Source organism: Mucilaginibacter sabulilitoris (genome assembly GCF_034262375.1).
GTDB lineage: Bacteria > Bacteroidota > Bacteroidia > Sphingobacteriales > Sphingobacteriaceae > Mucilaginibacter > Mucilaginibacter sabulilitoris.
The window spans coordinates 5,815,805-5,842,471 of the sequence record NZ_CP139558.1 but is presented as its reverse complement, the minus strand read 5'-3'; the positions used below and the strand labels follow the sequence as shown (position 1 = coordinate 5,842,471).

Annotated in this window: 26 protein-coding genes; 7 read left to right on the top strand and 19 right to left on the bottom strand. The window is 41.0% G+C overall.

All coding sequences use genetic code 11. The features are described 5' to 3' along the window. The first annotated feature begins 149 nt into the window (after positions 1-149). The gene (locus tag SNE25_RS24850) at positions 150-1,382 is read left to right on the top strand and encodes an ROK family protein (protein WP_321561717.1); all 1,233 of its coding nucleotides are present in this window, start codon (positions 150-152) and stop codon (positions 1,380-1,382) included. Positions 1,383-1,422: 40 nt separating this feature from the next. Here SNE25_RS24850 and SNE25_RS24845 read toward each other — a convergent pair whose 3' ends face one another. The 6 genes from SNE25_RS24845 to SNE25_RS24820 all read right to left on the bottom strand — a co-directional run bounded on the left by SNE25_RS24845 (position 1,423) and on the right by SNE25_RS24820 (position 8,879). After that, entirely contained in the window at positions 1,423-2,274 is an 852-nt protein-coding gene (locus SNE25_RS24845) for a beta/alpha barrel domain-containing protein (RefSeq protein ID WP_321561716.1), read from the bottom strand. A gap of 88 nt (positions 2,275-2,362) precedes the next feature. Then, on the bottom strand, positions 2,363-3,676 hold the full coding sequence (locus SNE25_RS24840; RefSeq protein ID WP_321561715.1) for an NAD(P)/FAD-dependent oxidoreductase: 1,314 nt from the start codon (positions 3,674-3,676) through the stop codon (positions 2,363-2,365). 162 nt (positions 3,677-3,838) lie between these two features. Then, complete coding sequence (gene secDF, locus SNE25_RS24835; RefSeq protein ID WP_321561714.1) at positions 3,839-6,829, bottom strand: protein translocase subunit SecDF; 2,991 nt, start codon at positions 6,827-6,829, stop codon at positions 3,839-3,841. Positions 6,830-6,943: 114 nt separating this feature from the next. After that, positions 6,944-7,426: a dihydrofolate reductase gene (locus tag SNE25_RS24830; RefSeq protein WP_321561713.1), complete on the bottom strand. Its 483-nt coding sequence runs from the start codon at positions 7,424-7,426 to the stop codon at positions 6,944-6,946. 4 nt (positions 7,427-7,430) lie between these two features. Next, a complete protein-coding gene (locus SNE25_RS24825; protein WP_321566247.1) occupies positions 7,431-7,760 on the bottom strand; it encodes a type II toxin-antitoxin system death-on-curing family toxin in 330 nt (109 codons plus the stop codon). Between the two features lie 297 nt (positions 7,761-8,057). Next, on the bottom strand, positions 8,058-8,879 hold the full coding sequence (locus tag SNE25_RS24820; protein ID WP_321561712.1) for a thymidylate synthase: 822 nt from the start codon (positions 8,877-8,879) through the stop codon (positions 8,058-8,060). A gap of 186 nt (positions 8,880-9,065) precedes the next feature. Here SNE25_RS24820 and ispE point away from each other — a divergent pair, with 186 nt between their 5' ends. Beyond that, the gene (gene ispE / locus SNE25_RS24815) at positions 9,066-9,869 is read left to right on the top strand and encodes a 4-(cytidine 5'-diphospho)-2-C-methyl-D-erythritol kinase (RefSeq protein ID WP_321561711.1); all 804 of its coding nucleotides are present in this window, start codon (positions 9,066-9,068) and stop codon (positions 9,867-9,869) included. Between the two features lie 42 nt (positions 9,870-9,911). On the opposite strand, the gene SNE25_RS24810 is transcribed toward ispE, so the two are convergent. From SNE25_RS24810 to tgt, 5 genes are all read right to left on the bottom strand, one after another. Beyond that, positions 9,912-10,802, bottom strand: a complete 891-nt coding sequence (locus SNE25_RS24810; RefSeq protein ID WP_321566246.1) for an NAD(P)-dependent oxidoreductase — start codon at positions 10,800-10,802, stop codon at positions 9,912-9,914. Positions 10,803-10,815: 13 nt separating this feature from the next. Next, positions 10,816-11,094 (bottom strand): LapA family protein, encoded by a 279-nt coding sequence (locus tag SNE25_RS24805; protein WP_321561710.1) that lies wholly within the window; start codon positions 11,092-11,094, stop codon positions 10,816-10,818. 1,019 nt (positions 11,095-12,113) lie between these two features. Next, complete coding sequence (locus SNE25_RS24800) at positions 12,114-13,019, bottom strand: DMT family transporter (RefSeq protein ID WP_321561709.1); 906 nt, start codon at positions 13,017-13,019, stop codon at positions 12,114-12,116. Next, entirely contained in the window at positions 13,019-14,122 is a 1,104-nt protein-coding gene (locus SNE25_RS24795) for an LptF/LptG family permease (RefSeq protein WP_321561708.1), read from the bottom strand. The genes SNE25_RS24800 and SNE25_RS24795 overlap by 1 nt, the downstream gene beginning before the upstream one ends. An 85-nt stretch (positions 14,123-14,207) precedes the next feature. Continuing rightward, the gene (gene tgt / locus SNE25_RS24790; protein WP_321561707.1) at positions 14,208-15,338 is read right to left on the bottom strand and encodes a tRNA guanosine(34) transglycosylase Tgt; all 1,131 of its coding nucleotides are present in this window, start codon (positions 15,336-15,338) and stop codon (positions 14,208-14,210) included. A gap of 652 nt (positions 15,339-15,990) precedes the next feature. Here tgt and SNE25_RS24785 point away from each other — a divergent pair. The 3 genes from SNE25_RS24785 to rsmG are packed head-to-tail and all read left to right on the top strand — an operon-like array spanning position 15,991 to position 18,321. Beyond that, positions 15,991-17,109, top strand: coding sequence for a glycosyltransferase (locus SNE25_RS24785; protein ID WP_321561706.1), 1,119 nt, complete (start codon positions 15,991-15,993; stop codon positions 17,107-17,109). After that, on the top strand, positions 17,100-17,705 hold the full coding sequence (locus SNE25_RS24780; RefSeq protein ID WP_321561705.1) for an RNA polymerase sigma factor: 606 nt from the start codon (positions 17,100-17,102) through the stop codon (positions 17,703-17,705). The genes SNE25_RS24785 and SNE25_RS24780 overlap by 10 nt, the downstream gene beginning before the upstream one ends. Then, positions 17,695-18,321: a 16S rRNA (guanine(527)-N(7))-methyltransferase RsmG gene (gene rsmG / locus SNE25_RS24775; protein WP_321561704.1), complete on the top strand. Its 627-nt coding sequence runs from the start codon at positions 17,695-17,697 to the stop codon at positions 18,319-18,321. Before SNE25_RS24780 ends, rsmG begins: the two co-directional genes overlap by 11 nt. Before the next feature lie 204 nt (positions 18,322-18,525). On the opposite strand, the gene SNE25_RS24770 is transcribed toward rsmG, so the two are convergent. Both SNE25_RS24770 and SNE25_RS24765 read right to left on the bottom strand, forming a co-directional pair. Then, on the bottom strand, positions 18,526-20,202 hold the full coding sequence (locus tag SNE25_RS24770; RefSeq protein WP_321561703.1) for a M56 family metallopeptidase: 1,677 nt from the start codon (positions 20,200-20,202) through the stop codon (positions 18,526-18,528). Further along, entirely contained in the window at positions 20,199-20,576 is a 378-nt protein-coding gene (locus SNE25_RS24765; protein WP_321561702.1) for a BlaI/MecI/CopY family transcriptional regulator, read from the bottom strand. Before SNE25_RS24765 ends, SNE25_RS24770 begins: the two co-directional genes overlap by 4 nt. Positions 20,577-20,694: 118 nt before the next feature. Here SNE25_RS24765 and SNE25_RS24760 point away from each other — a divergent pair, with 118 nt between their 5' ends. After that, positions 20,695-20,913, top strand: a complete 219-nt coding sequence (locus SNE25_RS24760; protein WP_321561701.1) for a helix-hairpin-helix domain-containing protein — start codon at positions 20,695-20,697, stop codon at positions 20,911-20,913. A gap of 15 nt (positions 20,914-20,928) precedes the next feature. Then, positions 20,929-21,786, top strand: coding sequence for a DNA-processing protein DprA (gene dprA / locus SNE25_RS24755; protein WP_321566245.1), 858 nt, complete (start codon positions 20,929-20,931; stop codon positions 21,784-21,786). A 122-nt stretch (positions 21,787-21,908) separates the two neighbouring features. On the opposite strand, the gene SNE25_RS24750 is transcribed toward dprA, so the two are convergent. The 6 genes from SNE25_RS24750 to rfaE1 form a co-directional block, all read right to left on the bottom strand. After that, on the bottom strand, positions 21,909-22,385 hold the full coding sequence (locus tag SNE25_RS24750) for a SixA phosphatase family protein (RefSeq protein WP_321561700.1): 477 nt from the start codon (positions 22,383-22,385) through the stop codon (positions 21,909-21,911). Positions 22,386-22,526: 141 nt separating this feature from the next. Next, positions 22,527-23,174 (bottom strand): porin family protein, encoded by a 648-nt coding sequence (locus SNE25_RS24745; protein WP_321561699.1) that lies wholly within the window; start codon positions 23,172-23,174, stop codon positions 22,527-22,529. 360 nt (positions 23,175-23,534) lie between these two features. After that, positions 23,535-24,500 (bottom strand): glycosyltransferase family 9 protein, encoded by a 966-nt coding sequence (locus SNE25_RS24740; RefSeq protein ID WP_321561698.1) that lies wholly within the window; start codon positions 24,498-24,500, stop codon positions 23,535-23,537. Positions 24,501-24,511: 11 nt separating this feature from the next. Then, positions 24,512-25,015, bottom strand: a complete 504-nt coding sequence (gene rfaE2 / locus SNE25_RS24735) for a D-glycero-beta-D-manno-heptose 1-phosphate adenylyltransferase (protein WP_321561697.1) — start codon at positions 25,013-25,015, stop codon at positions 24,512-24,514. Positions 25,016-25,027: 12 nt separating this feature from the next. Then, a complete protein-coding gene (locus tag SNE25_RS24730) occupies positions 25,028-25,582 on the bottom strand; it encodes a D-sedoheptulose 7-phosphate isomerase (RefSeq protein WP_321561696.1) in 555 nt (184 codons plus the stop codon). Positions 25,583-25,629: 47 nt separating this feature from the next. Then, entirely contained in the window at positions 25,630-26,616 is a 987-nt protein-coding gene (rfaE1, locus tag SNE25_RS24725; RefSeq protein ID WP_321561695.1) for a D-glycero-beta-D-manno-heptose-7-phosphate kinase, read from the bottom strand. Positions 26,617-26,667 lie beyond the last annotated feature (51 nt).

The window sequence follows — 26,667 nt, the reverse complement described above, 5'->3', positions numbered from 1 at the left end:
CTGTAGGCAATTGTTTCATTAATTTTGTCAATTAATCAGGCGCTTACTAACTGTGATAATTACAGTTGTACTTAAATACTTTATTTATATTTTTATACAATTCAAAACACTAAGGCGTTGCCGGTTATAAATCAACTATAAATTATTGAATGGAACTTGAGAATAAAGGGGTTAAGGGCAGTCAGCTGAAAAATATGATCATTAAAAGGCTTTATTTTAATAAAGCCATGTCATGTGCCGGACTGAGTGAATTATTTGATAAAAGCATACCATCAATAGCTAAAGCCATAAATGAACTAATGCACGAGGGCTTTGTAGTTGAGGATGGTTACGCCCCGTCGAGCGGTGGACGCAGGCCTTTGATGTACTCGGTAAGGTCAAACGCGATGTATATCCTGGCTATCGCGTTAGATCAGCTTACAGCGCGCATACAGCTTTTTGACCTTCAGAATAACCCTGTGGCCGATATGCAGACATTTGAGCTCAGACTGTTGAATAACCCCGATGCTCTGGCTAAACTGGTTGAAGAGATTAATAATTATAACAAAAGTACCGGTATCGCTAAAGATAAAATAGCCGGTATTGGTATCGGGATGCCTGGCTTTATAAACGTAACCGAGGGCATTAATTACACTTACCTTGATGCTGGCGGTCAAAGCCTAACAGCATACCTGACAACCAAAACAGGCATCACCACTTATATTGATAACGATTCGAGCTTAATAGCTCTCGCTGAGCAAAAGTTTGGTATAGCCAAAGCTCAAAACGAAGTAATGGTTATTAACCTGGGCTGGGGTATCGGTTTAGGGATGATTGTTAACGGAAAGCTTTTCAGAGGATACACCGGTTTTGCAGGCGAACTGAGTCATATCCCTTTGTCGGAAGATGGCGCCCTTTGCGAATGCGGTAAACGTGGTTGTCTTGAAGCTGAAGCATCTATGTTGGTTGTGGCTCAAAAAGCCATTGCAGGCATTAAACAAGGGCGCGTAACCAGTTTAAAATATAACAATAATGATCATTCCAAACTTATGGGTGATGCTTTACTGGAGGCCGCGAATAATGGTGATCAATTTGCCATTGAGCTGTTATCAGATGCAGGCTATAAAATAGGGAAGGCACTGGCAATACTGATCCATATCATGAACCCGGCTATTATTGTATTGAGTGGTAGGGGAGCAAAAGTCGCTAAAATACTAATGGCGCCTATACAACAAGCCTTGCATAAATATTGTATCCCGAGGCTGGCGGCCGGTACCGAACTCCTGGTATCAGAACTTGGCTTTGATGCTGAACTGGTTGGCGCAGCTGTGCTGGTTATGGAAAATTTTGATAAAACAGTAAAAGCAAAAGTGAGCAAGGGTGCAAAATCGGCAGCAGCTTAAGGATGTGCAATCTGCACATTTGAAATTTGCACATCGGATCTTATCCAAATACTTTTCCTGAATAATCCATCGCTTCCTGAAATTTGGTCAAATTAAGGCCCAGGGACTCGTTTTGTGATTGGAGGTATCCAAGTAGGTTTTCTGTAGCAATATTGCCTGTAAGGTCATCTGCGGCCATTGGACAGCCACCATAGCCTTTCAATGCTACGTCAAATCGTTTACAGCCACTTTTATAAGCCGCTTCTATCTTCGGTTGCCAGGTATCGGGAGTAGAGTGCAGGTGTATTCCAAATTCAGTTTCAGGGAATTTGCTACATAGGTCGGGGTAAATGCTGGCAATTTGCCCAGCTTCGGCAATGCCAATGGTGTCGGCTAATGCAATATGATGTATTTCTTGTTTGGTAAGTTGCTCTGTCCACTTTTCGATAATGCCGGTGTTCCATTCGTCGCCATAGGGATTGCCAAATCCCATAGACAAGTAAACCAACAACTTTTTACCAGACGATATACACAACTCATGTATCCTTTTTACATTTTCAAAAGCATGTGGTATGGTGGTATTGGTGTTGCGCAGCTGAAAGGTTTCGGATATCGAAAAGGGATAGCCCAGATAGGTGATCTCCTTATGTTTTACTGCATCTTCGGCACCCCGGTAATTGGCAATTATGGCCAAAAGTTTTGACCGGGTATTGTTCATATCAAGCTTTTTCAATACCTCGGCGGTATCTTGTAACTGTGGTATGGCTTTAGCCGATACAAAGCTCCCAAAATCAATGGTATCGAAACCAACTTGCAAAAGCAGGTTAATGTATGCCGCTTTTATTTCGGTCGGTACAAAATCATGCAGGCCCTGCATGGCATCCCGCGGGCATTCGGTTATCTTTATATTCATGTAAGTTTTGAGTTATAAGTTTTGAGTTCAGGGCATCAAAATCTGATTAAAGTTCTTAATATTTTACTGATAACTCAAAACCCAGCACTCAATCAACTGTATTGGGCAAATGATGATCCTCGGTAAGCCCCTCACGTTCAAACTTGCGTATAATAAGCCTCGTGCCGCCATTGTAAGTAACATAGCTGGATACCCAGTTGATGAATACGATCACCTTATTGCGACCGCCTAAAAGCGATATCAGGTGAACGAACATCCATACCAGCCAGGCAAAAAATCCCTGAAATTTTATTTTACCCAAATCGGCAACGGCTTTATTGCGGCCAATGGTTGCTAATGAGCCTTTATCAAAATACTTGAAAGGTGCGGTAGGTTCGTGGTTAATCAACGCTGTTATTGATTTGGCTACATGCTGGCCCATTTGTATAGCTACTTGTGCCACTCCGGGATGCCCTTTCGGTGTGTCATGTGTTATCATGGCCGCTACATCGCCAATGGCAAATATATTATTGGTGCCCACTACACGACAGATACTATCCGTCCGGATGCGGTTACCTCGTTCAATAATGTCTTTAGCAATACCCTCCGGAATAACGCCCATAACTCCCGCGCTCCAGATCACATTTTTGGTTCGGATGGTTTTACCGCCTTCAAATTTAATTTGTTCACCATCATAACTCTCCACCTTCATGCCCAAAAGCACCTCAACACCCATACCGGTTAAAAACTCCTTGGCAGCATGTGAGGCCTCATCAGAGAAAGGGCCCAATACTTTAGGTAAAAAATCAACCAGGTACACCTTCATATCCTCTTTTTTTAGTTCGGGGTAATCTTTAGTCAGGATATGGTTTCGCAGTTCGGCCAGGGAGCCCGATAATTCAACACCGGTTGGGCCAGCGCCTACCAATACAAAGGTTAGGTAAGGGTCACGTTCTTCCTTAGTGGGTTTCAGCAAAGCTTCTTCTATGTTTTGTAATATATCATACCGCAGGTTAAGCGCTTCGGGAATGGATTTCATGGGCATCGAAAACTTTTCAATATCCTTATTACCAAAAAAATTGGTGGTCGATCCTGTGGCTATCACCAGGTAGTCATAGGCTATTTCGCCAATGGTGGTATCAATAGTATTCTTTGCGGCATTTATCTTGGTTACTTCAGCTATCCTGAACCTGAAATTCTTTTGGCTGGCAAAATTTTTACGCAGCGAAAAAGCTATCGATTCCGACTCCAGGCTGCCCATAGCAACCTGGTACAAAAGGGGCTGAAAGGTATGATAATTGTGCTTATCGAGCATTAACACCTCAACGGGTTTGTCTTTCAGGTGTTTCGCTACCTGCAGGCCACCAAACCCTCCGCCTACAACAACTACCAGTGGAAATTTTGAACTATCTGTTATATTCATTTGCAGGTGTTTTTAAGCCCCCTCTAAATCTCCCCCGAAAGGGGAGACTTTGTATTTTAAAGCCCTCCCTTCCGGGGAGGGTTGGGAGGGGCTTATTTCTCTATATAACAAAAAAGGCCCCAAAAGTTCTTTGGGGCCTTGTAAATAAATTCAATTAATTTATTATCTCAGGTCTTTTTTACCAAAGTCAACAATAACCGGCGTAGCCACGCAGATAGATGAGTATGTTCCGAAGATCACGCCAATCAACAACGCAAACGAGAACCCTTTAATCACGTCACCACCAAATACAAACAACACGATTAATACGAATATTACCGTTAAGGCGGTAATAATGGTACGGCTTAATGTGCTGTTGATAGCCTGGTTAATAACTTCTTCCGGGTTATCGGTTTTAGCATGGTGCAGTTCCAGGAACTCGCGGATCCTGTCGAACACTACCACGGTATCGTTAATAGAGTAACCAATAACCGTTAATATCGCTGCAATGAACGCCTGGTCAATATCCAGTGAGAATGGTAGTATACCTCTGAATAAAGAAAAGAACGATAATACCAGTAACGCATCATGCGCGGTAGCCACCATCGCTCCCAAGCTGAACTGCCATTTACGGAAGCGGATCAGAATGTAAGCCGAGATAACAAATATGGCGAACAATACGGTATATATAGCTGATGTTTTTAACTCATCGGCCACGGTAGCACTTACTTTCGAGAAACCTACTATATCCTTATCAGTAATACGGGTAGCTTCCTTGCTATTTAAAGCCTGGATCAGTGTGTTCTTCACTTTGGCATCTGTAGCTGCATTGTTATCCCTGATCAACAGGTTGGTAGTGATGCTGATCTTATCGGCACCAAATGTTTTAACCTCGGTACTGCGACCTAATGTTGCATCAACAGCATCGTGTATAACCTCAGTAGTTACACCTTTATTCGGGAAGGTGATGATATAGTTACGGCCACCTTCAAAGTCAACACCGTAGCTAAAGCCGCGGGTAACAATAGAGATTAAACCGGCAGTTATAAACAAGCCAGAGAAAATATAGAACTTGAAACGGTTTTTTACAAATTTGAAAGCTGCATTTTTAAAGGTGTGTGAGCTCCATGGGTTTGAGAATTTGATATCCCAACCTTTGTCAAGCATCCACTCAAATATAACCCTTGATATCAGTAATGAGCAGAATAATGAGGTGATGATACCGATCATTAATGTTGTTGCAAAACCCTGAATAGGACCTGAACCAAAAATGAACAGGATTAAACCGGTTAAGAAAGTACTGATCTGTGAATCGAGGATAGATGGCAGGGCGTGTTTAAAACCATCAGCAACAGCTATTCTTAATGATTTACCAAGCGCAAGCTCTTCACGAACGCGTTCATAAACCAGTACGTTGGCATCAACCGCAATACCCAGGGTTAATACGATACCGGCAATACCTGGCAAGGTTAATACCGCGCCTAAGCTGGTTAATACACCCATCAGGAAGAATATGTTGATGATTACCGCTACCACCGCTACAGTACCCGCGCGATTGTAATAAGCTATCATGAATATCAATACTACAACCAAACCTAATATGCTTGAGGTTACACCAGCATTAATAGCTTCCTGACCTAGTGACGGACCTACTACTGCTTCTGATATGATGTGAGCAGGTGCAGGTAAACGACCGGCTTTTAATACGTTGGCCAAATCCTGTGTATCTTCAATAGTAAAGTTTCCTGAAATAGATGATACACCACCCGAAATTTCGTTTTGAACAGTTGGGGCAGAGTACACATTGTCGTCAAGGACGATAGCGATAGCTTTCTTGTTAGTACCTGATGATGCCTCGGCAGTGATGGTGCGCCATTTTTCGGCTCCCTGCGAGTTCATAACCATGCGCACCTCAGGACTGCCTTTTTGATCAACATCTTTGCTGGCGTCATTAATCACATCGCCTGATAGTACAGGGCCGTTATCGGCTCCACTTAGTTTAATGGCGTATAATGCAAATGCTTTATCCTTGTTGTTCTTAATTGGCTTTACTTCCCAAAGGAATTTCAGGTTACGGGGTATTACCGCCATAACATCCGCACTGTGTAGGTATGAGTTAATTTTAGCAGTGTCTCTCAGCGGTGCATAACCCACTACAGGGCCCTGACCTAATTGCTGCTGACCACTTTGATCCTGACCGATGTTTGGAGACATCAGGGCAAATAACGGGTGCGATGCTGCAAGCTGTGTTTTGTTAGCTAATGCAGATGTGTCTTTTGCTGCGTTCTTCTGAACTTTGCTTAACAATGAACCGGCTTTTGCTGCTGTATCTGTTTTTGCAGTAGTTGTCGCTGCGGTAGCAGCAGCAGTTTTTGAAGAATCGGTTTTAGCAGTTTTGTTTTTAGCTGCTAATAAATTGTCAATATTGATCAGGTACTGGTAAGCTTCAGTATTGTCAAAAGTTTCATAAAACTCCAGCTTTGCCGAACCTTGTAATAATTTACGAACACGCTCCGGTTCTTTAACCCCAGGCAACTCAACCAAAATACGGTTTGAGCTTTGCTCTAACTGAATGTTAGGCTGGGTAACACCAAACTGATTGATACGGGTGTTTAAAACAGTGTATGATTGTTTCACCGCGGTATTAGCTTGATCTTTCAAATAAGATTCAACTTCGCTGTTTGAGGCGTTGAATTTCAGGTGATCCTGGTTGTCCCTTGTAGAGAAAATAGCTGCAAGCTTTCCGTTTGGATTTAGCTTTTCATATTCGCTGACAAATAACGAGATGAAATCCTTTTGAGTGGTTTTGGCATCTGCCTGTAACTTGTCGGCATTTTCCAAAGCCTGGTTAAAAGTAACATCAGGATTGTTGTTGGCAATTTTCCTCACCAGCTCGTTAAGCGAAATTTGCATGGTAACGTTCATACCACCTTTAAGGTCGAGGCCCAATGCAAGTTCTCTTTGTTTTACGTATTGATAGTTGTGTTTTAACAACGGATATACCGGTTGTGTTGACATAGAATCCAGATACGCTTTTTCTCTCTCAGTGTCACCCTTCGAATATACTTTGGCATCACTTTCAACTTTGCGCGCCACCCATGTAAATGAAAGCTGGTATAAGCATACTACAGCTAATAGAATGGCGAAAAATTTAATAACCCCTTTACCTTGCATTGAATTATAATATGTAATTAATTAGTTTATAAGCTCTTTTAAATAAGACGGCAAATCTAATAAAATTTCGCAAGCATGAAATTTTAAATTAAAACAATTTAATGACAAAAAATGTTACCGTCGCTCAAGCGTGATGAAGGCGTACCTGTACTTATTTTTTTCATCTGGTTCAAAGTTTTCACGCTCCGTTTCCTTCCAGTCTTCGGTATTTAATTCCGGGAAAAAGGTATCGCCATCAAAATCCTGGTCAATAACCGTCAGATAAATCCGATCAGTCAGAGGAATAGCCTGCCGGTAAATTTCGGCACCACCCACAACAAATACTTCATCTTCGTTTGCACAAAGTGCCAGAGCCGCCTCGAGAGAGTTAACCACCTCGCAGCCCTCGATACTGATGGCCTGCCGGGTGATGATAATATTCCGGCGTTTAGGCAACGGCTTGCCTACAGAATCATAAGTTTTACGACCCATGATTACGGTATGTCCTGTAGTAACATCTTTAAAATGCTTCAGGTCATTGGGCAGATACCAGAGTAATTTATTGTCTTTACCAATAGCATGGTTTTTAGCTATGGCCACTACGATGGATGTTGTCATTGGTTCAATTGTCAGTTGGTTTTATATTTATTGGAGCTGTTTTTTCAACTAACCACAATTTAATACCATCAAAATTTAGTTCGCCTTTACTTGCGGCTATTGTTATATTGTATTTTTCGTCTTCAGTTGCAATAATATCAATTTCAAATTCAATAAGTGTTAAACGCAACAGTGTATAAGCTGTTCTTTTATTTCCATCAAGAAAAGGATGATTGATTATGATACTTTCAAAAATGGCAGCCGCTTTATCAATTGCCTGAGGATATAAGTCCTGGCCATCAAAGATAGCATCAGGTCTGGCTATAGCGGTTTCTAATCCACCCTGATCTCTTATGCCTTTAATATCTCCAAATTTTCAATTAAAATATTGTGTATTATCAGCGTTGTCTTTAAATCGATCATTGAGCGAGCCTTTGTAACAAGCTTTTATCCTCCAATAATATTTTTCGTAAATTATTAGTGAGTTTGATTTGCTCAGGCGTTTGAGTTTGAAGTTCTTTTACAAAATCTAAAATATCTTGTAACACAGTTTCGGGTACCTGGTCAAGCACCTTTTGTATTTCATTTTTTATTTGAACCGATGTCATGCTCAAATTTACAATTTTTTAAATGATAACGCCAATGAACCACATTACACCGCCACGGCTGCTTTAATGTGTGACCATGGATCATAGTTTTCCAAAGTGAAATCTTCAAACTTAAACGAGAAAATATCTTTTACTTCGGGATTAATCTTCATAGTAGGCAGCGGACGTGGTTCGCGGCTCAATTGCAGGCGTGCCTGATCCATATGGTTATTATACAAATGGGCATCTCCAAAAGTGTGGATAAAGTCGCCATAGTCCAGATCGCATACCTGGGCCATCATCATGGTAAGTAGCGCGTATGATGCAATGTTGAATGGTACGCCCAAAAATATATCGGCACTGCGCTGGTATAGTTGACAAGACAATTTACCCCTCAATTCCCCCTTTAGGGGGTTAGGCGGCTCTACATAAAACTGGAACAAACTGTGGCAGGGTGGCAGCGCCATCTGGTTTACTTCGGCCACGTTCCAGGCCGATACGATCATGCGGCGCGAGTCGGGATTATTTTTAATCTGGTTAACCACCTGGGCTATCTGGTCAATATGTCCGCCATCAGGACTTGGCCATGAACGCCACTGAACACCATATACCGGCCCAAGGTTCCCTTCGGCATCAGCCCACTCATCCCAGATGCGCACGCCGTTTTCCTGCAGATAGCGAACGTTGCTGTCACCACTCAAAAACCATATTAGCTCGTGGATGATGGATTTAAGGTGCAGCTTTTTGGTGGTCACCATCGGGAAACCATCTTTAAGGTTGAAACGCATCTGGTAGCCAAACACACTTACCGTACCGGTACCGGTTCTGTCGTGCTTTTGCGCGCCGGTTTCCAATACATGCCTCATCAAATCGAGATACTGTTTCATTTTATTTTTTTGTTGATTAAGTGGCTTGTTGATTGGGTGAATGGTTGAATTAGGTTAATTAAATTTTGAAGAACTTAATGAACTAATGAACCGGTGAACCAATGAACAATTTCAGGACAAAGAAAAATAATCTAATTTTGGTATCCTAACAGATGTGTAAAAATACAAGCGGTGTTAGTCTTTTTTATGATCCTTTTTCCAAATGCAAAAATAAACATTGGTCTTAACATTACAGAACGACGGCCCGACGGTTATCATAATCTGGAAACCATTTTTTACCCTATCAACATTAACGATGCCCTCGAAGTAGTTGAGAGTAGTGAATTAAGTTTTACTTCATCAGGATTAGATATTCCGGGGAGGATGGAAGATAATCTTTGCATTAAGGGGTATCACCTGCTTAAAAAAGATTATGATCTGCCGCCCGTAAGTATTCACCTGCACAAAAATATCCCAATAGGCGCGGGACTGGGCGGGGGATCTGCCGATGCGGCCTTTTTTATTAAGCTCATAGACCAGTTGTTTAAGCTGGGTTTATCGGTTGAAAAAATGACAGATTATGCCCGGAACCTCGGAGCAGACTGTGCTTTCTTTATTGAGAGTAAACCTGTGTTTGCCTTTGAAAGGGGCGATGAGTTTGAACCCATTAAACTCGACCTGTCAAAATATAAAATTGCCCTGGTGATGCCCGATGTGCACATATCAACCTCCGAAGCTTTTGGCGGGATTAAGCCTACGCCGGTTAAGGACTCTTTACTTGACCTGATAGCCGAACCAATTACCGAATGGAAAAAATACATCAAAAATGATTTTGAAACATCGGTGTTTAAAAATCATGTGGAAATACGGGGCGTAAAGGCAGCGCTGTATGAAGCGGGAGCGATTTATGCCAGTATGAGCGGGAGCGGAGCTTCTGTATTTGGCATATTTGAACAAATACCCGATCTGCAGCACCTGGCAGAAGACAATCAGGTATTTTATGATATTTAATTCAGGATTTCGGATTTGATTAATCCGAAATCCTGATGAGGATTAGACCCCGGCATCTTCACTAACGCCCCGACCTATGCCTTCTACCCAATCGGTATCGCCACGGCCTTTTGCAACGGCGGTTAATAAGCGGCCGTGTAAGGCGTTCACGAGCGGCATGGGTGTTTCACTTGCTTGTGATAGTTTAAATGCAAGACGCGCGTCCTTATAGCCTAATTTCGACTTGAAACCTACGGGTTGATACTGCTTGCCGGCTATGGCTTTGCCATAATTCTGAAAAATGGGAGCGTTGAATAATGTAGATCCAAAAAAGGCAGCTACCTGCGTACGGTCAAGCCCGTTCTTCTCGGCAAGGGTATAAGCCTCCGCCATCATTTCCATAGAAGCCATGATCATGAAATTGCCCGCAACTTTTACCACGTTAGCCCCGCCAACTGTGTCGCCAAAATCAATTATGCCCTGACCCAGACAATCAAGTACTGGTTTGGCGGTATCCTTTGCGTGTTGGTCGCCAGAAACGCATACCCATAGTTTGCGGGCCTCGGCAGCTTCGGGCCGGCCAAATACAGGCGCAGCCAGGTAATGACTGCCTGCTTCTTCATGCAGTGTTGCCAGCTGTTCTGAAGTTTCGGGCGAGATAGTGCTCATGGAAATATGCAGGGCGTGTTCGGGTAATTTTTCGAGTATGCCTTCATTTCCTAGTGTAATTTCTTTCAGTATCTCATCATCTGCCAGCATGGTGATCACAATGTGTACCCCTTCAGCGGCATCGGCAGGGGTATTGCATTTGGTGATGTGTGCCGCATCAAGTTCATCGGCTTTTGAGAGGGTACGGTTGTAAACCTGTAAGTGATAGCCTTCGCTGATGAGGTTTTTGGCCATGTTAATGCCCATGTTGCCGAGACCTATAAATCCAATCCTTTTGTCCATAATAGTTGATAGATGTTTAACTGATATAATCCTTGTCTTCGTCGCTTAGTGTATTGGGGTCTTCTTTTTTGCGAATGTTGTCATGATAGCCCTCGATATCAAATTTTGCTTTTTTAGGTCGACCAACCATAATGCCTAAAATAAATGCGACCGCCGCCACAACTGCCATCATCGTGAGTTTTGAAACATAAAAGTTCGCGAATAAAAAAGCGAATGGAACCTTGTCGGTGTTTTGTGCTAATGCGGCGGTCAGCAAAATAGTGACCACTACAATTACGATTGTTTTAATGCTCATGATGATTTGATTTAACAGTTAATACAATATGCAGTTTTTAAATGTTTATTAAAAATGATTTTTAATGTGGCAGCGGAAGATCCAAAAAGAGGTGACTATTCCGGATGACAAAATGGATATGACTGCACTCATGGTTTGCCACCGGTAAAATAGTCGTGATTTTTTAAGGGGTGAAAATCTGGTTCACTTTTTCACATTCTGAAATTTAAAAACGGGAAATGGTTTGTTAGTTGCCATCATGAATTTTGCTTGCTTGATTTTACGATGCCCCGTCGTTTTTTTTGCTCTGCTCCCCGGGTGCTAATCCAATGGTTTTTCAGACCCGTAAAACAAGCCAATCTGCTTCGCTGAGAATCCTGAAAATTTCTTCTGTTTTTATTTTTTGTATGCAGTAGGGGATGTCTGTGCGTTTTATTTTCATTCTCGTTTTCGGTGTTGAAAACACTATGGAAAGAAATTCAGTAGTTATGATATATGTGTATCTATTAGTTAAATAAGTTAATTTAACTATTTCATTAACAATTTTTTAAATCGAAATTTAAATCGTTTTATTTCTTATGCTAATATTTTTAGTTTTTTGTAATTTAAGTTAGATGCATTTTGTTAAATTTTTACTTTTTATAATTATTGCAAATGTTTGATTATTAAATTTATATGATTTTTATACTTATGCTATTTTTAAATTTTTCATTTGATATTTTTTGTGTTAAAATTTTAAAATGATCCGTTGTGGTTATTTCACAAATTTTTCACATCGGAACACTAACTAAAAAAAGAATTTTGCCACTGTTGATACGAAAGCGTTTAAACGGTGCAGAAGATGCCGAAAAATATAAATGCCGCACAGGGCTTAAAAATGCCTAAAAATGCAAGGGTGATTTTATCCCCTACCGGAGGTTTTGGGAAGTAAAATATGGCAATTAGTAGGGTTACTTTGCTTTCGTTGTTGGCATTATAACGACAATGCAATGCAAGTATATGGCGAGGAAATCCAGGAAGTGGAAAGAAAATGAGCTGGCTTATGCCCGGCTTTTACGCTTGATGATTTGCTTTTGGGCTACCGGAAAAAGAAAGATTGTTGACAGGATAATAACCGCGCCTATCCAAAACCCGGTTGTCATTTTGTTCATGTCGCCAAAGAAAATAAACGACATCAGGATGCCATAAACCGGTTCGAGGTTGGTGACCAGAGCTACCTTGAAGGCTGAAAGTTCGCGCATAACCGATACCCCGGCAACGTATGCAAGTGATGTGCAAACAGTGCCGAGTAGTATCAAATATACCAGGTCATGGCTATTTAAAAATAATGCGCTGGTATATCCATGGGTAAATAAAAGGTATAAAGAGATCCAGAAAAATGCTCCGGCAAGCTCATAAAATGCGATGGTTGGCGCCTCGTGTTTCTTTACAAATTTTGAATTGATGATAGAAAAAAGACTGGCGCAAACCGCGCAAACCAGACCGGCAATGATACCCTTAGTGTATCGTGTTTCAAATTTAAAAATTAATACAATGCCAATGATGATCAATATTCCTGACAAAATTTCGAGCTTCGAGATCTTTACTTTATTGATCAGCGGCTCCAGAATTGCCGTGAATAAAGTGATGCTGGATATGCATACAAGCGCCACCGGAACAGTTGAAAGTTTAATGGAGGCAAAGAAAAGTACCCAGTGCGCACCCACCAAACCACCTGTAAAAAACATCTGAAAAAACGTTTTTTTAACAATTTTTATGTCGGTTTTATTGAATTTAAAGTATAAAAACAGCGAAATAAATGCAATAAGTACGCGATACCACACCAGTTGTACGGCAGAAATGGTGATAAGTGCACCCAAAATTCCGGTAAAGCCCCAGATAAAAACTGTGAAATGGAGTATGATCAGGTTCTTATTCGGGCTTGCCGAACCAATTTTTTTGGTCACTATTTTGGTGCTTTTAAAAGTAAATAATAGCCCAGCAGGCCAAATAGAACGTTAGTTATCATCACCGTAAAAACAGGGGGTACCCCGCCTTTTATGGAGAAAACAATAGAGAATTTTTCGACAATGATGTATGCAAAACAAAGCAAAATACCTATCCCCAGGGGTAAACCAACACCGCCTCGTACCTTTCGTGAGGATAGGGCTACGCCCAATACAGTTAACACATAAGCCGATAACGGGTACACAAAACGATGGTATTTTTCAAAATAGAGGTTGTTTAAAACTTCCGGCCTGCGTAGTTTTTCTTTCTCAATATTACTGTTTAAGGTGCTTAATGACATGGCCGCATACACATTATCATATACAATAAAGTCGGTAGGGTGCATATCAAGTACCGTATCTTTTGATGGAACTTCTTTAATGAAGCTTTCTTTTAAGCCGTTTACGTACTTAACAGAGTAGCTTTTGAGCGACCAAACCCGTTTTACAGAGTCATAAGTGATCGAAGGGGCTGTTAATTTTTCGCGCAGCGTATCACCATTGAATTTTTCCATAATAAACTGGTAACCAGTATGTACGGTTGGGTCGTAGTTTTGAAGGTACACAAAAGTATGCTTATCAATTTGCATGTGCACCTCGCTCTTGGTAGGGTCATTATCTGTTATGCCATTATTGTTTTCAAATGTGTTTTTTAGCTTGTTTGTGTATGGTATCAGGTATACATTGGCAAAAAACGATACAATAAATATTAAGGTAGAAGCTATAAAATAAGGCCGCAAAAAACGATTGAAGCTTACCTTTCCGCTCAAAATGGGCACTATCTCCGTTTGGTTGGCCATTTTGGCCGTGAATAATATTACCGCTAAAAAGTTGATCAGCGGCGACAACATATTCAGGTAAAAGGGGATAAAACCGGCATAATACTGAAACACGATATCGTGAAATGTTGCGTGTTTATTCAGGAAGTTATCCAGCTTTTCAGACACATCAAACACTACCGATACCACTATAAAAACACCCATGGTAAACACAAAAGTGCCCAGGTATTTTTTAATAATAAACCTGTCGATAACCTTCAAATGCCGGTGTATAAAAGCCCTCATGAGTTATATAATATGGTTTTTAATACCCAAACAGCTACCATAAAGGCTATATTTATTATCTGTCATTATTTGAATTTATGCTCTGTTATAATCGTTGACCAAGTTGTTTAACCATTGTATTTTTCCAGTTATAAAACTCGCCTGCTATGATCTTTTTGCGGGCCTCTTTCACCAGCCACAGGTAAAAATGCAGGTTATGCAGTGTGGCAATCTGCGCGCCAAGCATCTCGCCCGAGTGTATCAAATGGCGTAAATAAGCCTTGGTGTAGGTTTTATCGGCAAACAGTTCGCTGTCATCTTCAATGGCCGAAAAATCGTTCTTCCATTTTTCGTTTTTAATATTAATAATGCCATTTTTTGTAAAAAGCATGCCATTACGGGCGTTACGCGTTGGCATAACGCAGTCAAACATATCAATTCCAAGGGCTATATTTTCCAATATATTTACCGGTGTTCCTACACCCATTAAATAACGTGGTTTTTGCTGCGGTAATATATTACAAACAATTTCTGTCATGGCATACATTTCTTCGGCCGGTTCGCCTACCGAAAGCCCGCCTATGGCATTGCCTTCGCGTTCGTATGAAGCTATAACTTCTGCCGATTTTTCGCGCAGATCTTTATATACTGATCCCTGTACAATGGGGAACAAAGTTTGGCTGTAACCATATTTTGGCGCTGTACTGTCAAAGCGATCGCAGCAGCGTTTAAGCCAGCGGTGGGTCATGTCAATAGATCGCCGGGCATACTGATAATCGCATGGGTAAGGGGTACATTCATCAAAAGCCATGATGATATCGGCACCAATTACACGCTGTATATCCATCACATTTTCGGGTGTAAACAGGTGTTTTGAACCGTCAATATGTGAACGAAAGGTAACGCCTTCTTCCTTAATTTTACGTACTTCGGTAAGCGAATACACTTGGTAGCCGCCGCTATCAGTTAAAATTGGGCGGTCCCAACCGTTAAATTTGTGCAATCCGCCCGCGCTTTCAAGCGTGTTTAAACCGGGCCTCAGGTATAAATGATAGGTATTGCCCAAAATAATTTGTGCCTCAATATCATCTTTCAGCTCGCGCTGGTGCACTGCTTTTACGGTGCCCGCCGTACCTACAGGCATAAATATAGGGGTTTGTATAGTACCGTGGTCGGTGGTAATTTCACCTGCCCGGGCTTTTGAAAGCGGGTCTTGTGCTGTTAAATTAAATTTCATTTTGAGGTTGCAAAATTAACAAATAAAGCGGATTAAGGGGCAAGGTATTGAGGCGATTAAGGAGGGATGGATGGTGTAAAATGATTTAAGTTTCCATAAGATGGATGCAACACGGGTAAACTTACCCCAGCATCGCTGCGCTTGTTGGAGAGGTTTAGCTTTTTCTTGCAAAATTCGACTGGGTGTTTCTTGCAGAGAAGCTTGAGATTTTCCGGATTTTATGTTTTGATGCTGGTTGTGGCGTTTGTTGGGTAGTAAAATGACGAAAAAAATAACAGATTATTTGAGCGGGGCCTTTAGGAGCCTCTGTAAGTGATTTTGAGGTGTTGGGATGATGTCCTGATTCATTTTAACATCGCCTCGCTTATTGGCCTTCTCTGTTGCTCTGCGCAGAGGGGGGTGTTTTTTTATTCTTTAAAAAGCTCCCTCTGAAGCCTTTATGGAGGTACCAGGCTCTGTAAAACCATTAAAAAGGTGGCTGCCGGGAGCATAAATTTAAAATTATCCGCATATGTACGATTTTTAGGGAGATTATAGCGACAACTGATTATTGTAAGTGTGGAAAAAAATATTTCAATGTGTGCAACAATCCTTATGCAAACTCCGTTAATCCCGGCGATTTTTAACAACTTTACCTGATTATTATCATCTTTTGGAAACTTACCTACACAACGTACTTTTTATTCTTTTTCAGCTATGTTTTATGGTTCAGTTGTATTATCTGATAAGTAACCATAGCCGCCTTACGCGGTATAAACCAATGGAGCAATTGCCCGAGGTTTTAATACCAGTTTCTGTAATTATAAGCGCCCGCAATGAGGCCAAAAATTTGGCGGAAAACCTGCCTCTTATATTACAGCAAAATTATCCCGATTTTGAAGTAATAGTGATCAATGATTGCTCGTACGATTCATCGGATATGATACTGCAGGATATGCAGCGTGAATATCCCCATTTAAAAGTGGTAACCATTACAGAGCATGACCGCTTTAAAACAGGAAAAAAATTTGCCCTTACCCTGGGAATAAAAGCCGCCAAAAACGAATATTTATTGTTTACAGATGCCGATTGCAAGCCGGCCTCGGTAAATTGGATAACACGTATGGCAGCTAACTTCAGTACCGGAGCGCAAATAGTTTTAGGTTATTCCCCTTATTACAAAACAAATAATTTCCTGAACCCGTTTGTGCGTTTTGAAACCATAAAAACGGCAATAAATTACTTATCGGCAACGCTTAACGGCAACCCGTATATGGGGATTGGACGCAACCTGGCTTATACCAAAAAATTATTTTTTAGTAATAAAGGCTTTGCATCGCACATGCACGTTATATCTGGTGATGATGATCTGTTTGTAAATCAGCACGCCACTGCCGATAATACTATTATTGAAATACACCCTGAAACCTTTATTTATACCAGTGCCAAAACCACTTTAACATCATGGTACAGGCAAAAAAAAAGGCACATGGGTGTAGGCAAACTGTATAAAAATAAACACAGGCGTATGCTCAGTTTTGACGCTATGAGCGGTTTTATTTTTTATATTTTGCTTATATTATGCCTTGTTTTTAAATATGAACCGTTACTGGCATTAGGTTTGTTTGCTTTTAGGTTAATATTACAATTAATTATTTACAGCAAAATATTTAAAAAATTGAACGGTAAGGATCTGATATGGTATTTGCCTTTCTTTGACCTTATTTACTATATGTATTTAAATGTTTTTGGGCTGATCGGTACATTTTTAAAAACTACCCAATGGAAATAAATGCCAATTTTACCGATAACGCGAAGAACGATTTTTACCTTGTGCTAAGGGCCCGGGAGGGCGATCAAAAAGCGTATGCCGATTTAATGCACCGGTACAAGGATTCGATTTATTTTATGGTTTTAAAAATGGTTAACAATAAGGAAGATGCTATGGACCTTACTGTTGAAACCTTTGCCAAGGCGTTTGAAAAATTAGATAAATACCAGCCCGATTTTGCTTTTAGTACCTGGCTGTTTAGGGTGGCTACTAATAATTGTATAGATTTTATCCGCAAAAAAAAGCTCAATACCATGTCAATACATGGTATGACAGATGATGAAGGTGACGACAAGCCCCTGCAAATAAAAGCCGATGTTTTAAATCCCGAGGAATCATCTATTAAAAAACAGCAAACACAGGAACTGAGATTGCTGATTGAAAGCTTGCCTCACCGTTATCGTAACCTGATTACACTGCGCTATTTTGACGAATTATCATACGAAGAAATAGCCCAGCAACTTGATTTGCCCTTGGGTACGGTTAAGGCGCAATTATTTAGAGCCAGGTATTTGCTGGGCAACATCATTAACCGTTTTAACAGGGATGACATCTGATATTATATACAAATACTTTCCACTTTTAACTACAAAGCAACATGCTCAAATTGAGCAATTGCCCCAATTATATGATTTATGGAACAGCCAGATCAATGTAATATCGCGCAAGGATATTGATCTGCTGTATGAACGCCATGTACTCCATTCAATGGGCATAGCCAAAGTAATGCCGTTTTTGCCCGGCGAAAATGTGCTTGATGTGGGTACCGGCGGTGGTTTTCCGGGTATTCCGCTGGCTATTTTATTCCCTCAAACTGAGTTTCATTTGGTTGATTCTATAGGCAAAAAAATAAAAGTAGTACAGGAAGTAGCCAAGGCATTAGGACTTACCAATGTAAAAGCAACACATGAACGTGCCGAGCAAATAGATGAAAAATTTGATTTTGTAGTATCGCGCGCGGTTACACAACTTAAAGATTTTTATCCCTGGGTGCGCGGCAAGTTCAAAAAGGAATCAAAAAATGCACTGGCAAACGGCATCTTATACCTCAAAGGTGGCGATCTGGAGCTGGAGATCAAAGAGTCGGGTTTAAAAGTACAGCAGTATTACCTCAAAGACTATTTTACCGAGGAGTTTTTTGAAACCAAGCAGGTGATATACGTGAAAGGATAAAAGGGTTTTACCCTGGCGTCATGCCGAACTTGTTTCGGCATCCCACATTCAGGTTGTAAACTATGCAGGGTGAATGCCCTGAGAGATCCTGAAACAAGTTCAGGATGACATTTTTTATTTAAAAAAGAGGAGAGGGCATTACATGGAAAAATGCCGAAGCGGTTTTAGCCGTTCAGCATAGGTAACTATTTTGGTTATAATTAGTTATTTGCCATTTGCATATCCAACTATTACAACTTCTAAATCTGCGCTGGTTATATCAGTGACAGCTTTTGGGGATGGTTTAAGCAGCCCGGGGTTTGTACTATCGGTAGCAATAATATAATTTACTTTTAATGTATAATTTCCCGGTTTAACATTGTCTACCACCTTAAATGAAGGGAGCGCTTTCACAATATCATCGCCGCATCCATAACCAATTCCTTTTACCATTTGCACGTTATTGATCTGCTTGTTATTATTAAGGTTATACTTAATAATAACAGCACCCTCGGCATTGTTTCTTTTGGCCTCTGATGGATACCTGGCGGTTTTTCCAATAAACTTGCCCATATCTTTAAACGGTGGTTCGGGGGGCGGCGGCGGCGCTTTTTGTTCAGCGGGTTCTTTAACAGGTTCAGCTGGCTTTTCAGGTGCGGCTGGGGGGGGTACAAGTTCTACATCAATTACCTTTATGCTTTTTTTAATCTTTGGCGGTTTGTTCGCTTTGGCTGGGTTTGCGGGTGGCGGCGGTGGCGGCATGTTAGCTATTTTTTCAGGAGGTTTTGGAACAGCCATTTTATCCGGAAACACATACCCGTATTTATCCAGAAGCAGTTTTTTGTCTTCGGCAGAGGCTGTACTTTTGCGATAGATTTTTTTGCTGCCTTGTTTCTCGGTTATTGTTACTTCAAAATCTGTCTTATTATTAACTACGGATCCTATTTCATCAAGCTTAACACCGTTCTTATTGTCGATGCTCCTTGACCAAACTTTTGTGGTGTCCGAAATTTTTTGTGGCGCCAGATCTATAAGCGCATAGGTTTTACTGAAACCCAGTGTGGAGGCGCAAAGGGCCACCGCACAAATGGGCACAGCTACGAGGTATTTTAGCCTGGCTAAATTCCCCGAACGTTTTTGGTTTAACATAATGATCCTCTTTTTTAACAAGTTATAATTGAAAAATGAATGGGTTACAGATGAGGCATTGAGTCCATACGCGTTATTCACCAAAAAGGATGAGTAGGCGAGGGCATCCGAATCATAGGCTGCGGTTTGCTCATCGGCAATGTATTCGTGCACGGTTTTAATGCTGTTTTGCAGCAGGTAAACAAAGGGATTGAACCAGTTTATGATCTTAATCAACTCCAGGAATAGTACATCAAGCGTATGTTTTTGCCTGATGTGTACCAGTTCATGCCTTATAATAATGTCGCTTCCGGCAGTTTTTGAACCGATAAACAGGTAATTAAAAAAGGAAAATGCTGTGTTGGAATCTTCCACAGGTATAATTTTGTACTTGTCCTCTATCGTTTCATGGACAGTCCGGGTCATGCGTGTTAGCTTAAACAATTTTAAAAGCAATATGACAGCCAGCACTGCAACCCCCAGTAAGTAGGCGTAAAAAAACATATTCTGTATGCTCAGATTAAAGTCATTAGCCTGATTTGTCGTAGGTTTTAAACCGGTTGATATCACATATGCCGTAACGCCAGTACCTTGTTCAGCAGCTTTTAGTATGCCTATTTGCATCAGTGGTAATGCAAAAGATAATATACAACTAAGCAGCAGGTACACCCTGTTTAGGGTATAATAGGTTTCGTTCTTTAAAAACAACTGATACCCGGCGTAAAATACCACGAGGTACAAATTTGCTTCGAGCAGATAATGGAGCCAGTTCATGGTTTTTTGTTTTTAAGTTGATCAATTAAGGATGTCAATTCGTCCAGTTCCTTTATGCCGAGTTTCTTTTCGTCAACAATAAACGATACCAGGCTTTGGTAGGAATTGCTGAAATAGTTTTTCATCATCTTATCAAACGTGAACTTTTTGTACTGGTCATCGCTTATAAGCGGAAAATAAACGTGCGAGTTACCGTAAGCTTTATGGTCAATAAACCCTTTACTTTCCAATACCCTTATCACCGTTGATACAGTGTTATAGGCGGGTTTTGGATCGGGCATTTGTTCAACAACATCTTTTACAATGGCCTCTTTCAACTGCCAGAGTATCTGCATTATCTGTTCTTCGGCTTTGGTTAATTCTTTAATATTCATAGTAAACTATTTTTGTAGTTGGCTTAAATAAAGGTAGCAACTATTTTTATAGTTTGCAAACTATTTTTATAGTTTTTTATTAATGCTAACTTTTTTAGGTTTTTTTATATTTTTACAGATGCCCGTACATAATTATTGTATACAGCCGAAATCTATACCTGCACAGCTAAAACATTCATTAATCCATCAAATAGCGTTAACATTTATAAAAACCTTGGGCCCGGTTACGGCTAAATCGCTCATAGCTTATTTGGGTAGCGAGGAAGAAATCTTCAGAACATCGCCTGCTAAAATGAGCAGGATACGGGGCATAGGCGACAAAAGGGCCTCGCAGTGAGACTTTGACGATGCCCTGAAAAAGGCCGAAAAAGAACTGGTATTTATCGAAAAACAAGAAATAGAGCCTATATTTTATACCGATAGCAGGTATCCAAAAAGGTTAAAAACCTGCAACGATTCGCCTGTGTTGTTGTACACGAAAGGTAATATGGATCTAAATCCGCCGCACGTAATCAGTATCGTTGGTGCACGTAACGCTACCGACTATGGTAAACAACTGTGCAGAGCGCTTATTGAAGAGCTGCAACAGTATAATGTGTTAATTGTAAGCGGTTTAGCCTTGGGGATTGATGTTGCTGCTCATAAAGAATGCCTGAGGCTTAATATGCCTACGGTGGGGGTGCTGGGTCACGGGCTTGATAGGCTTTATCCAAGTCAGAACCGTGTAACGGCCGATAAGATGCTCGAAAATGGCGGTCTGCTAAGCGAATATCCATCAGGTACAGTGCCCGACAGGGAGAACTTTCCGCAGCGGAACCGTATTGTTGCCGGTATTGCCGACGCTGCCGTTGTGGTGGAGGCGGGCATAAAAGGCGGCGCTTTAATAACTGCGGAGATTGCCAATTCCTATAATAAAGATGTATTCGCGTTCCCTGGCAGACTGGGTGATGATTGTTCTGAGGGATGTAATTTCTTGATCCGCCACAACAAAGCGGCATTGCTTACCTGTGTGGCCGATCTCGCTTTTAGCCTAGGATGGGAGAAAACAGGAGACGCAAAACCCATTGAACAATTTAGCCTGCCTGTAGCCATTGATGATTTAACTATAAAGGCCAATATGCCGATGAGCGCGCTGGCCATGAACCTGCTGAATATGGAAATGCAGGGATATATCCGTTCCTTACCGGGGAAAACCTATAAGGTGAGTTGAGTGTTTTGAGTGGTGCGTTTTAAGTACTGAGTTTAAGGAGTGTTGATAAATAATAGCTCACAATACTTTGATAGAGGTGAAACTCAAAACTTATCATTCAATACTCAAAACTGTCTCTAAAATTACCCCTTGGGCGAATCGTAGAATGCTAAATGGCCATCTTCGTTGCTGATAGAGCGCCAATCGTCGTTATCAAAGCTGATTAATGCAACCGCGCAGGTGGGAACATCGCGCATTTGGCCGGTTAAGTAATACAATATTTGGCTGATACCCGGATTATGCCCAACTAAGGCAATAAAATCATATTCGTTTGGCAGGTTATTAATGATATTTATCAGTGTACGTTCGTTGGCTTCGTATATTTTTTCGTCAGTATCTGATGGTGGCAGGTGCAGGTGTTCTGCAAATATCTGTGCGGTGGTCAAGGTACGCAACGCCGGACTGGTTATAACAATTTCAGGGATGAGGGCTCGCTCCTTTAAAATATTGGCCATGAAAAGAGCATCCTGCATGCCAGATTGCTTCAGCGGTCGGTCAAAATCAGCATAACCACTTTCGTGTGTTGCTTTAGCGTGCCTGATCAGTATTAGTCTTTTCATGTGGAAAGTATTAGGTTGCAGTAAGATAAATAAATAACCTGATAATATTACAACGGGAATAAGTTTGGTTAGGTATTACCTATGAGCACAAATAAAAAAAGGAGCAAAGCTCCTTTTTTTATACTTCTTTTTTAAATCAGCTTAAAATGCGTAGCCTACTGAAATTCCAAAAACGCGGGTTTTTAGTTTACCGCCATCTGCATTTGGTGCTATATTTGACAAGCCCAAATCATAGTTAACGTTGAAAAGCAAACCGGTTTTAAATTTAATGCCGGCTATGGCATTTGCACCATATTCCATTGATTTAATATCGCCGTCATCACCAAATTTAATGTCCTCGCTTACCGAATTTCCGTCGCTGTCGTTACCTTTAACCTTTCCGGAAATACCTTTTGCAACATAGGGGCCGGCTCCAAAATAAATATCGCCAACTACAACCGGTACATGATACACCAGGTTTACAGGTAGTTGTAAATAAATTAAATTGAATCTGCCGTCGCCTTGTTCAATGTTGGAATCCTCGGTATCAGAAAAAACGCCGCCAAACTTTCCGCCTTTGCCGCTAAGGTTCAGGGCTGGTTGTAAAGAAACGTTGCCAAATTTAAAGTCGACAAAAACACCGGCATTAAAAGTGGTCAATGTACCTGAATTGACGCTGATATTGGTACCATCAAGCGAAATGTGTAAAGTTGAAAAGTTGGCACCGCCTTTAATTCCGAAAGTTGGTAATTGAGCAAAAGCTGCCATCGAAGAACCCGCCAAAAGCAGGGAAAGTAATAGTTTTTTCATATAAAGTGAATAAGGTTATTTAGGCGGCAAAAGTAAGCAAATAAATTAATCTGCAAAGACCTTATCAGGTTTTAACGAAATGTGGTTATGTAACTACCTGATTGATAATGTTTTTTGTCGTATGATTAAGCATTTTTATTATGCACCGCACACATTAGAGGACGCTGAGTTTTGAGGAGAGAGTTAAATATTAGCAGTATGAACTTAACTGATGTCTGCCTAAAATTAAACGAGATATACTAAAAAGTGTAACCGAAAGAAACCCCAATTGAAACATTATTGATTATACTGATAATTAAATATGTTCATCAAAAATTCATAATAAGTGGGCCTGCAGCAATCAAACAAGTAAGGAAAGCTTTATTTGTTTGAAAAATTGACAATATCATCGTCGACTATATCGTTCATGCATTTAAAATGTCCAAGCGGACATTTCTCCAATCCAAATTTAGAGCAGGGGCGGCATGATATTTCTATGCCGGTAACCAGCACATCCTTAACCATGTAAGGCTGTACTCCCAATAAATCGGGCACTGTGCCTCCCCATATAGATACGATAGGTTTGTTAAAAGCTTCGGCAATATGGGTAAGCCCGGTATCAAAACCGATGATGCTTTTAGCCTGTGATACCAGAAAAACCGACTCGTCGAGCGATGTTATACCGCACGCGTTATAAACAGATGGGCCAATAGCGGTAGCAATGATGTCTCCATTAGATTTTACATCATTACCTCCTAATAGTACAACCGGCCTGTTAAGCTGCCTGCAAATGCTGGTGATCTTATCATTAGGCATGCGTTTGGTAAAATGTGTAGCGCCAATAACAAAGGCTATGTATCCTTTTTGATGGGATGCGGGTAGCAACTCGCTTAACTGGTGCTCTGCTTTTATATAATAATCAATTGGCTGGTTATCATTTATAACACCTAAAAATTTAACAGTTTTAAGGTAGCGGTCAACCAGATGAACAGGGGGTATGAGCTTTAATTTAAACTTGAGGCTCAGCCATTTTTTTACAGCTTGCTTTTTATAAGTTGATGAATGTATACCTGTGCGTAGTTTAATAAGTGTGGTACGCAGGTTATTATGCAGATCAATGATATAATCATAGTTTTCTGCTTTAATTTCCTGTATAGTTGCTGATAGTGTGGGTTTTAGGAGCAGCAGTTTATCAACATAAGGGTTATTATCGTAAATGTATTTGAAGGCCGGTTTGGTTAAAAAATGCACTTCGGCACCGGGTATTTGCTTTTTGAGACAGCGCACAACCGGGGTAGTATAAATAATATCTCCCATGGAGCTAAAGCGGATCACCAGTATCTTCATCTTTTGCCTTATCAGGTAATTTGCTTCCTGATCCTTTCAATTATGGAGGTTGACGAGTAGCCTTCAACAAAGTTAATTGTTTTAACCTCGCCGCCGTTGGCTATTACTTCTTTAGCGCCAACAATATTTTCTACAGCATAGTCAGCGCCTTTTACCAGTATATCCGGCAATAAGGTACTGATCAGGTTCAGCGGGGTATCTTCTTCAAAAACTACTATTGCGTCAACAAAAAACAGGGCAGCCAGCAGTGCGGCACGGCTGTTTTGGTCATTAACCGGACGGCTCTCGCCTTTGATACGCTTAACCGAGCTATCGGCATTTAAACCGATAATAAGTTTATCGCCAAGTTCGGCGGCTTTTGCCAGGTAAGTGATGTGGCCAATATGGAGCAAATCAAAAACCCCATTGGTAAAAACAACTTTTTCGCCCGCATTTTGCCAGCTTCGCAGCCTACTTTTGAGTGTTGGCAAATCGGTTATCTTACCCGTCAGTATTTTTTCGAGGTCGATTCTCATGTATCGGTTTAATTAAAATAACTCATCAACAGCCTTACATAATATGTGACCTATTAATATATGCATTTCCTGTATACGGGCTGTAACATTTGACGGTATAATAATATTCAAATCACAAATTCCATTCATTTTGCCCCCATCGCGACCAGATAAACCTAACGTTTTACACCCAAATGCAGTGGCAGATTGAAAAGCATTTAATACGCTCTGGCTGTTGCCGCTGGTCGAAATACCTATAAAAAGATCGCCGGGCTGTGCAAATGCCTCCACCTGGCGTGAAAACACACGGTCGTATCCGTGATCGTTAGCAATAGCGGTAAGTGCCGATGTATCAACGGTTAGTGCAATACCGGGCAACGCTTTGCGCTCTTTAACAAACCTACCGCTCAGTTCAGCAGCAATATGCTGTGCATCAGCGGCACTGCCCCCGTTACCTGCAAGCAAAACTTTGTTGCCGCTTTGTATAGTAGACGTGATTATTTGACAGGCTTGCTCAATTTCGCCGGTAAGTGTATCAATTACCAGTTGTATAATGTTTTGATGATCCCTTAATTCGTTTAAAACCATTTTGGAGTTTTAAGTTTTGTGTTATAAGTTTTAGTAAACTTTTAGGCTTATCCCTTTTCAATATCCTCTATTATTTCCGCGATAGTGGTAGTAGCGCTGCCTACATGGCGTATTACAATGGCGGCAGCATGGTTGGCTATTTCGCAAGCCTCTTCAATAGTTAAACCCGCGGCTATAAAAAAGGTAATAGATGCCAGCACCGTATCACCCGCACCGGTTACGTCAAAAACCTCAGTGGCTTTAACAGGTAACAATTTGTGAGTGAGCTCACTTAGTATTACCATGCCTTCTTCTGATAACGTTACTACCAGGTATTCTGTTCCGGTTTGTTCAAAAATAATCCCGGCCGCTTGTTTCAGGCTTTCTATAGAGTTTATTTTTTCGGTTTTAGCTGCCTCGGCCAGTTCTTTACGATTGGGCTTTATGATGTAGGCTCCTTTATATTTTTCGTAGTTTAATCCCTTAGGGTCAATTATTACTTTTTTGCCTTGCCGGTTTGCCTGTATAATGAGCCTCTGGGTTAATGAGGGTGAAAATAATCCCTTATTATAGTCGGACAATACCACTATATCGGCTTTTTCAATATAACCATTCAATGTGTTAATAAGCTCATCGGCAATATGGTCAGACACGGCTTCCGTAGTTTCCCTGTCAATCCGTACCAATTGGTGACTGCCGGCTAAAACACGCGTTTTAACCGTGGTAGGGCGGGTATTATCTTTAATAATGGTATGGGTTTCAACACCTTCTGCAGCTAATATTTCGATGATTTGCTCGCCGGCAGTGTCGTGGCCTATTAAGCCTGCCACAGTAACCTGCGCCCCTAATGCCACCAGGTTTTGTACCACATTGCCCGCACCACCAAGTGTAACAGACTCGTTTTTTACGTTTACTATTGGTACCGGAGCCTCAGGCGATAACCGTGAGGCATCGCCTGTTATATAGTGGTCAACCATGAGGTCACCAATAACCAGTATAGCCGGTTTTTTGCCTGATGATTCTACGTATCGTATCTTATCTTTTAGTTGGTTCATTAGTTTTCTGGTAATTCCCCGTGGGTAATTAGTTATTGATGCCTCTGTGTG

What these genes read in the sequence shown, in the direction of transcription:
- SNE25_RS24740 (WP_321561698.1), bottom strand. Translation starts at nt 24,500, where the DNA reads ATGAAGATACTGGTGATCCGCTTTAGCTCCATGGGAGATATTATTTAT.
- SNE25_RS24750 (WP_321561700.1), bottom strand. Translation starts at nt 22,385, where the DNA reads ATGAAAAGACTAATACTGATCAGGCACGCTAAAGCAACACACGAAAGT.
- rfaE2 (WP_321561697.1), bottom strand. Translation starts at nt 25,015, where the DNA reads ATGAGAATCGACCTCGAAAAAATACTGACGGGTAAGATAACCGATTTG.
- SNE25_RS24840 (WP_321561715.1), bottom strand. Translation starts at nt 3,676, where the DNA reads ATGAATATAACAGATAGTTCAAAATTTCCACTGGTAGTTGTTGTAGGC.
- tgt (WP_321561707.1), bottom strand. Translation starts at nt 15,338, where the DNA reads ATGAAATTTAATTTAACAGCACAAGACCCGCTTTCAAAAGCCCGGGCA.
- SNE25_RS24805 (WP_321561710.1), bottom strand. Translation starts at nt 11,094, where the DNA reads ATGAGCATTAAAACAATCGTAATTGTAGTGGTCACTATTTTGCTGACC.
- SNE25_RS24765 (WP_321561702.1), bottom strand. Translation starts at nt 20,576, where the DNA reads ATGAATATTAAAGAATTAACCAAAGCCGAAGAACAGATAATGCAGATA.
- SNE25_RS24845 (WP_321561716.1), bottom strand. Translation starts at nt 2,274, where the DNA reads ATGAATATAAAGATAACCGAATGCCCGCGGGATGCCATGCAGGGCCTG.
- secDF (WP_321561714.1), bottom strand. Translation starts at nt 6,829, where the DNA reads ATGCAAGGTAAAGGGGTTATTAAATTTTTCGCCATTCTATTAGCTGTA.
- SNE25_RS24820 (WP_321561712.1), bottom strand. Translation starts at nt 8,879, where the DNA reads ATGAAACAGTATCTCGATTTGATGAGGCATGTATTGGAAACCGGCGCG.
- SNE25_RS24830 (WP_321561713.1), bottom strand. Translation starts at nt 7,426, where the DNA reads ATGACAACATCCATCGTAGTGGCCATAGCTAAAAACCATGCTATTGGT.
- SNE25_RS24780 (WP_321561705.1), top strand. Translation starts at nt 17,100, where the DNA reads ATGGAAATAAATGCCAATTTTACCGATAACGCGAAGAACGATTTTTAC.
- SNE25_RS24760 (WP_321561701.1), top strand. Translation starts at nt 20,695, where the DNA reads ATGCCCGTACATAATTATTGTATACAGCCGAAATCTATACCTGCACAG.
- SNE25_RS24850 (WP_321561717.1), top strand. Translation starts at nt 150, where the DNA reads ATGGAACTTGAGAATAAAGGGGTTAAGGGCAGTCAGCTGAAAAATATG.
- ispE (WP_321561711.1), top strand. Translation starts at nt 9,066, where the DNA reads ATGATCCTTTTTCCAAATGCAAAAATAAACATTGGTCTTAACATTACA.
- rsmG (WP_321561704.1), top strand. Translation starts at nt 17,695, where the DNA reads ATGACATCTGATATTATATACAAATACTTTCCACTTTTAACTACAAAG.
- rfaE1 (WP_321561695.1), bottom strand. Translation starts at nt 26,616, where the DNA reads ATGAACCAACTAAAAGATAAGATACGATACGTAGAATCATCAGGCAAA.
- SNE25_RS24770 (WP_321561703.1), bottom strand. Translation starts at nt 20,202, where the DNA reads ATGAACTGGCTCCATTATCTGCTCGAAGCAAATTTGTACCTCGTGGTA.
- SNE25_RS24795 (WP_321561708.1), bottom strand. Translation starts at nt 14,122, where the DNA reads ATGAGGGCTTTTATACACCGGCATTTGAAGGTTATCGACAGGTTTATT.
- SNE25_RS24730 (WP_321561696.1), bottom strand. Translation starts at nt 25,582, where the DNA reads ATGGTTTTAAACGAATTAAGGGATCATCAAAACATTATACAACTGGTA.
- SNE25_RS24745 (WP_321561699.1), bottom strand. Translation starts at nt 23,174, where the DNA reads ATGAAAAAACTATTACTTTCCCTGCTTTTGGCGGGTTCTTCGATGGCA.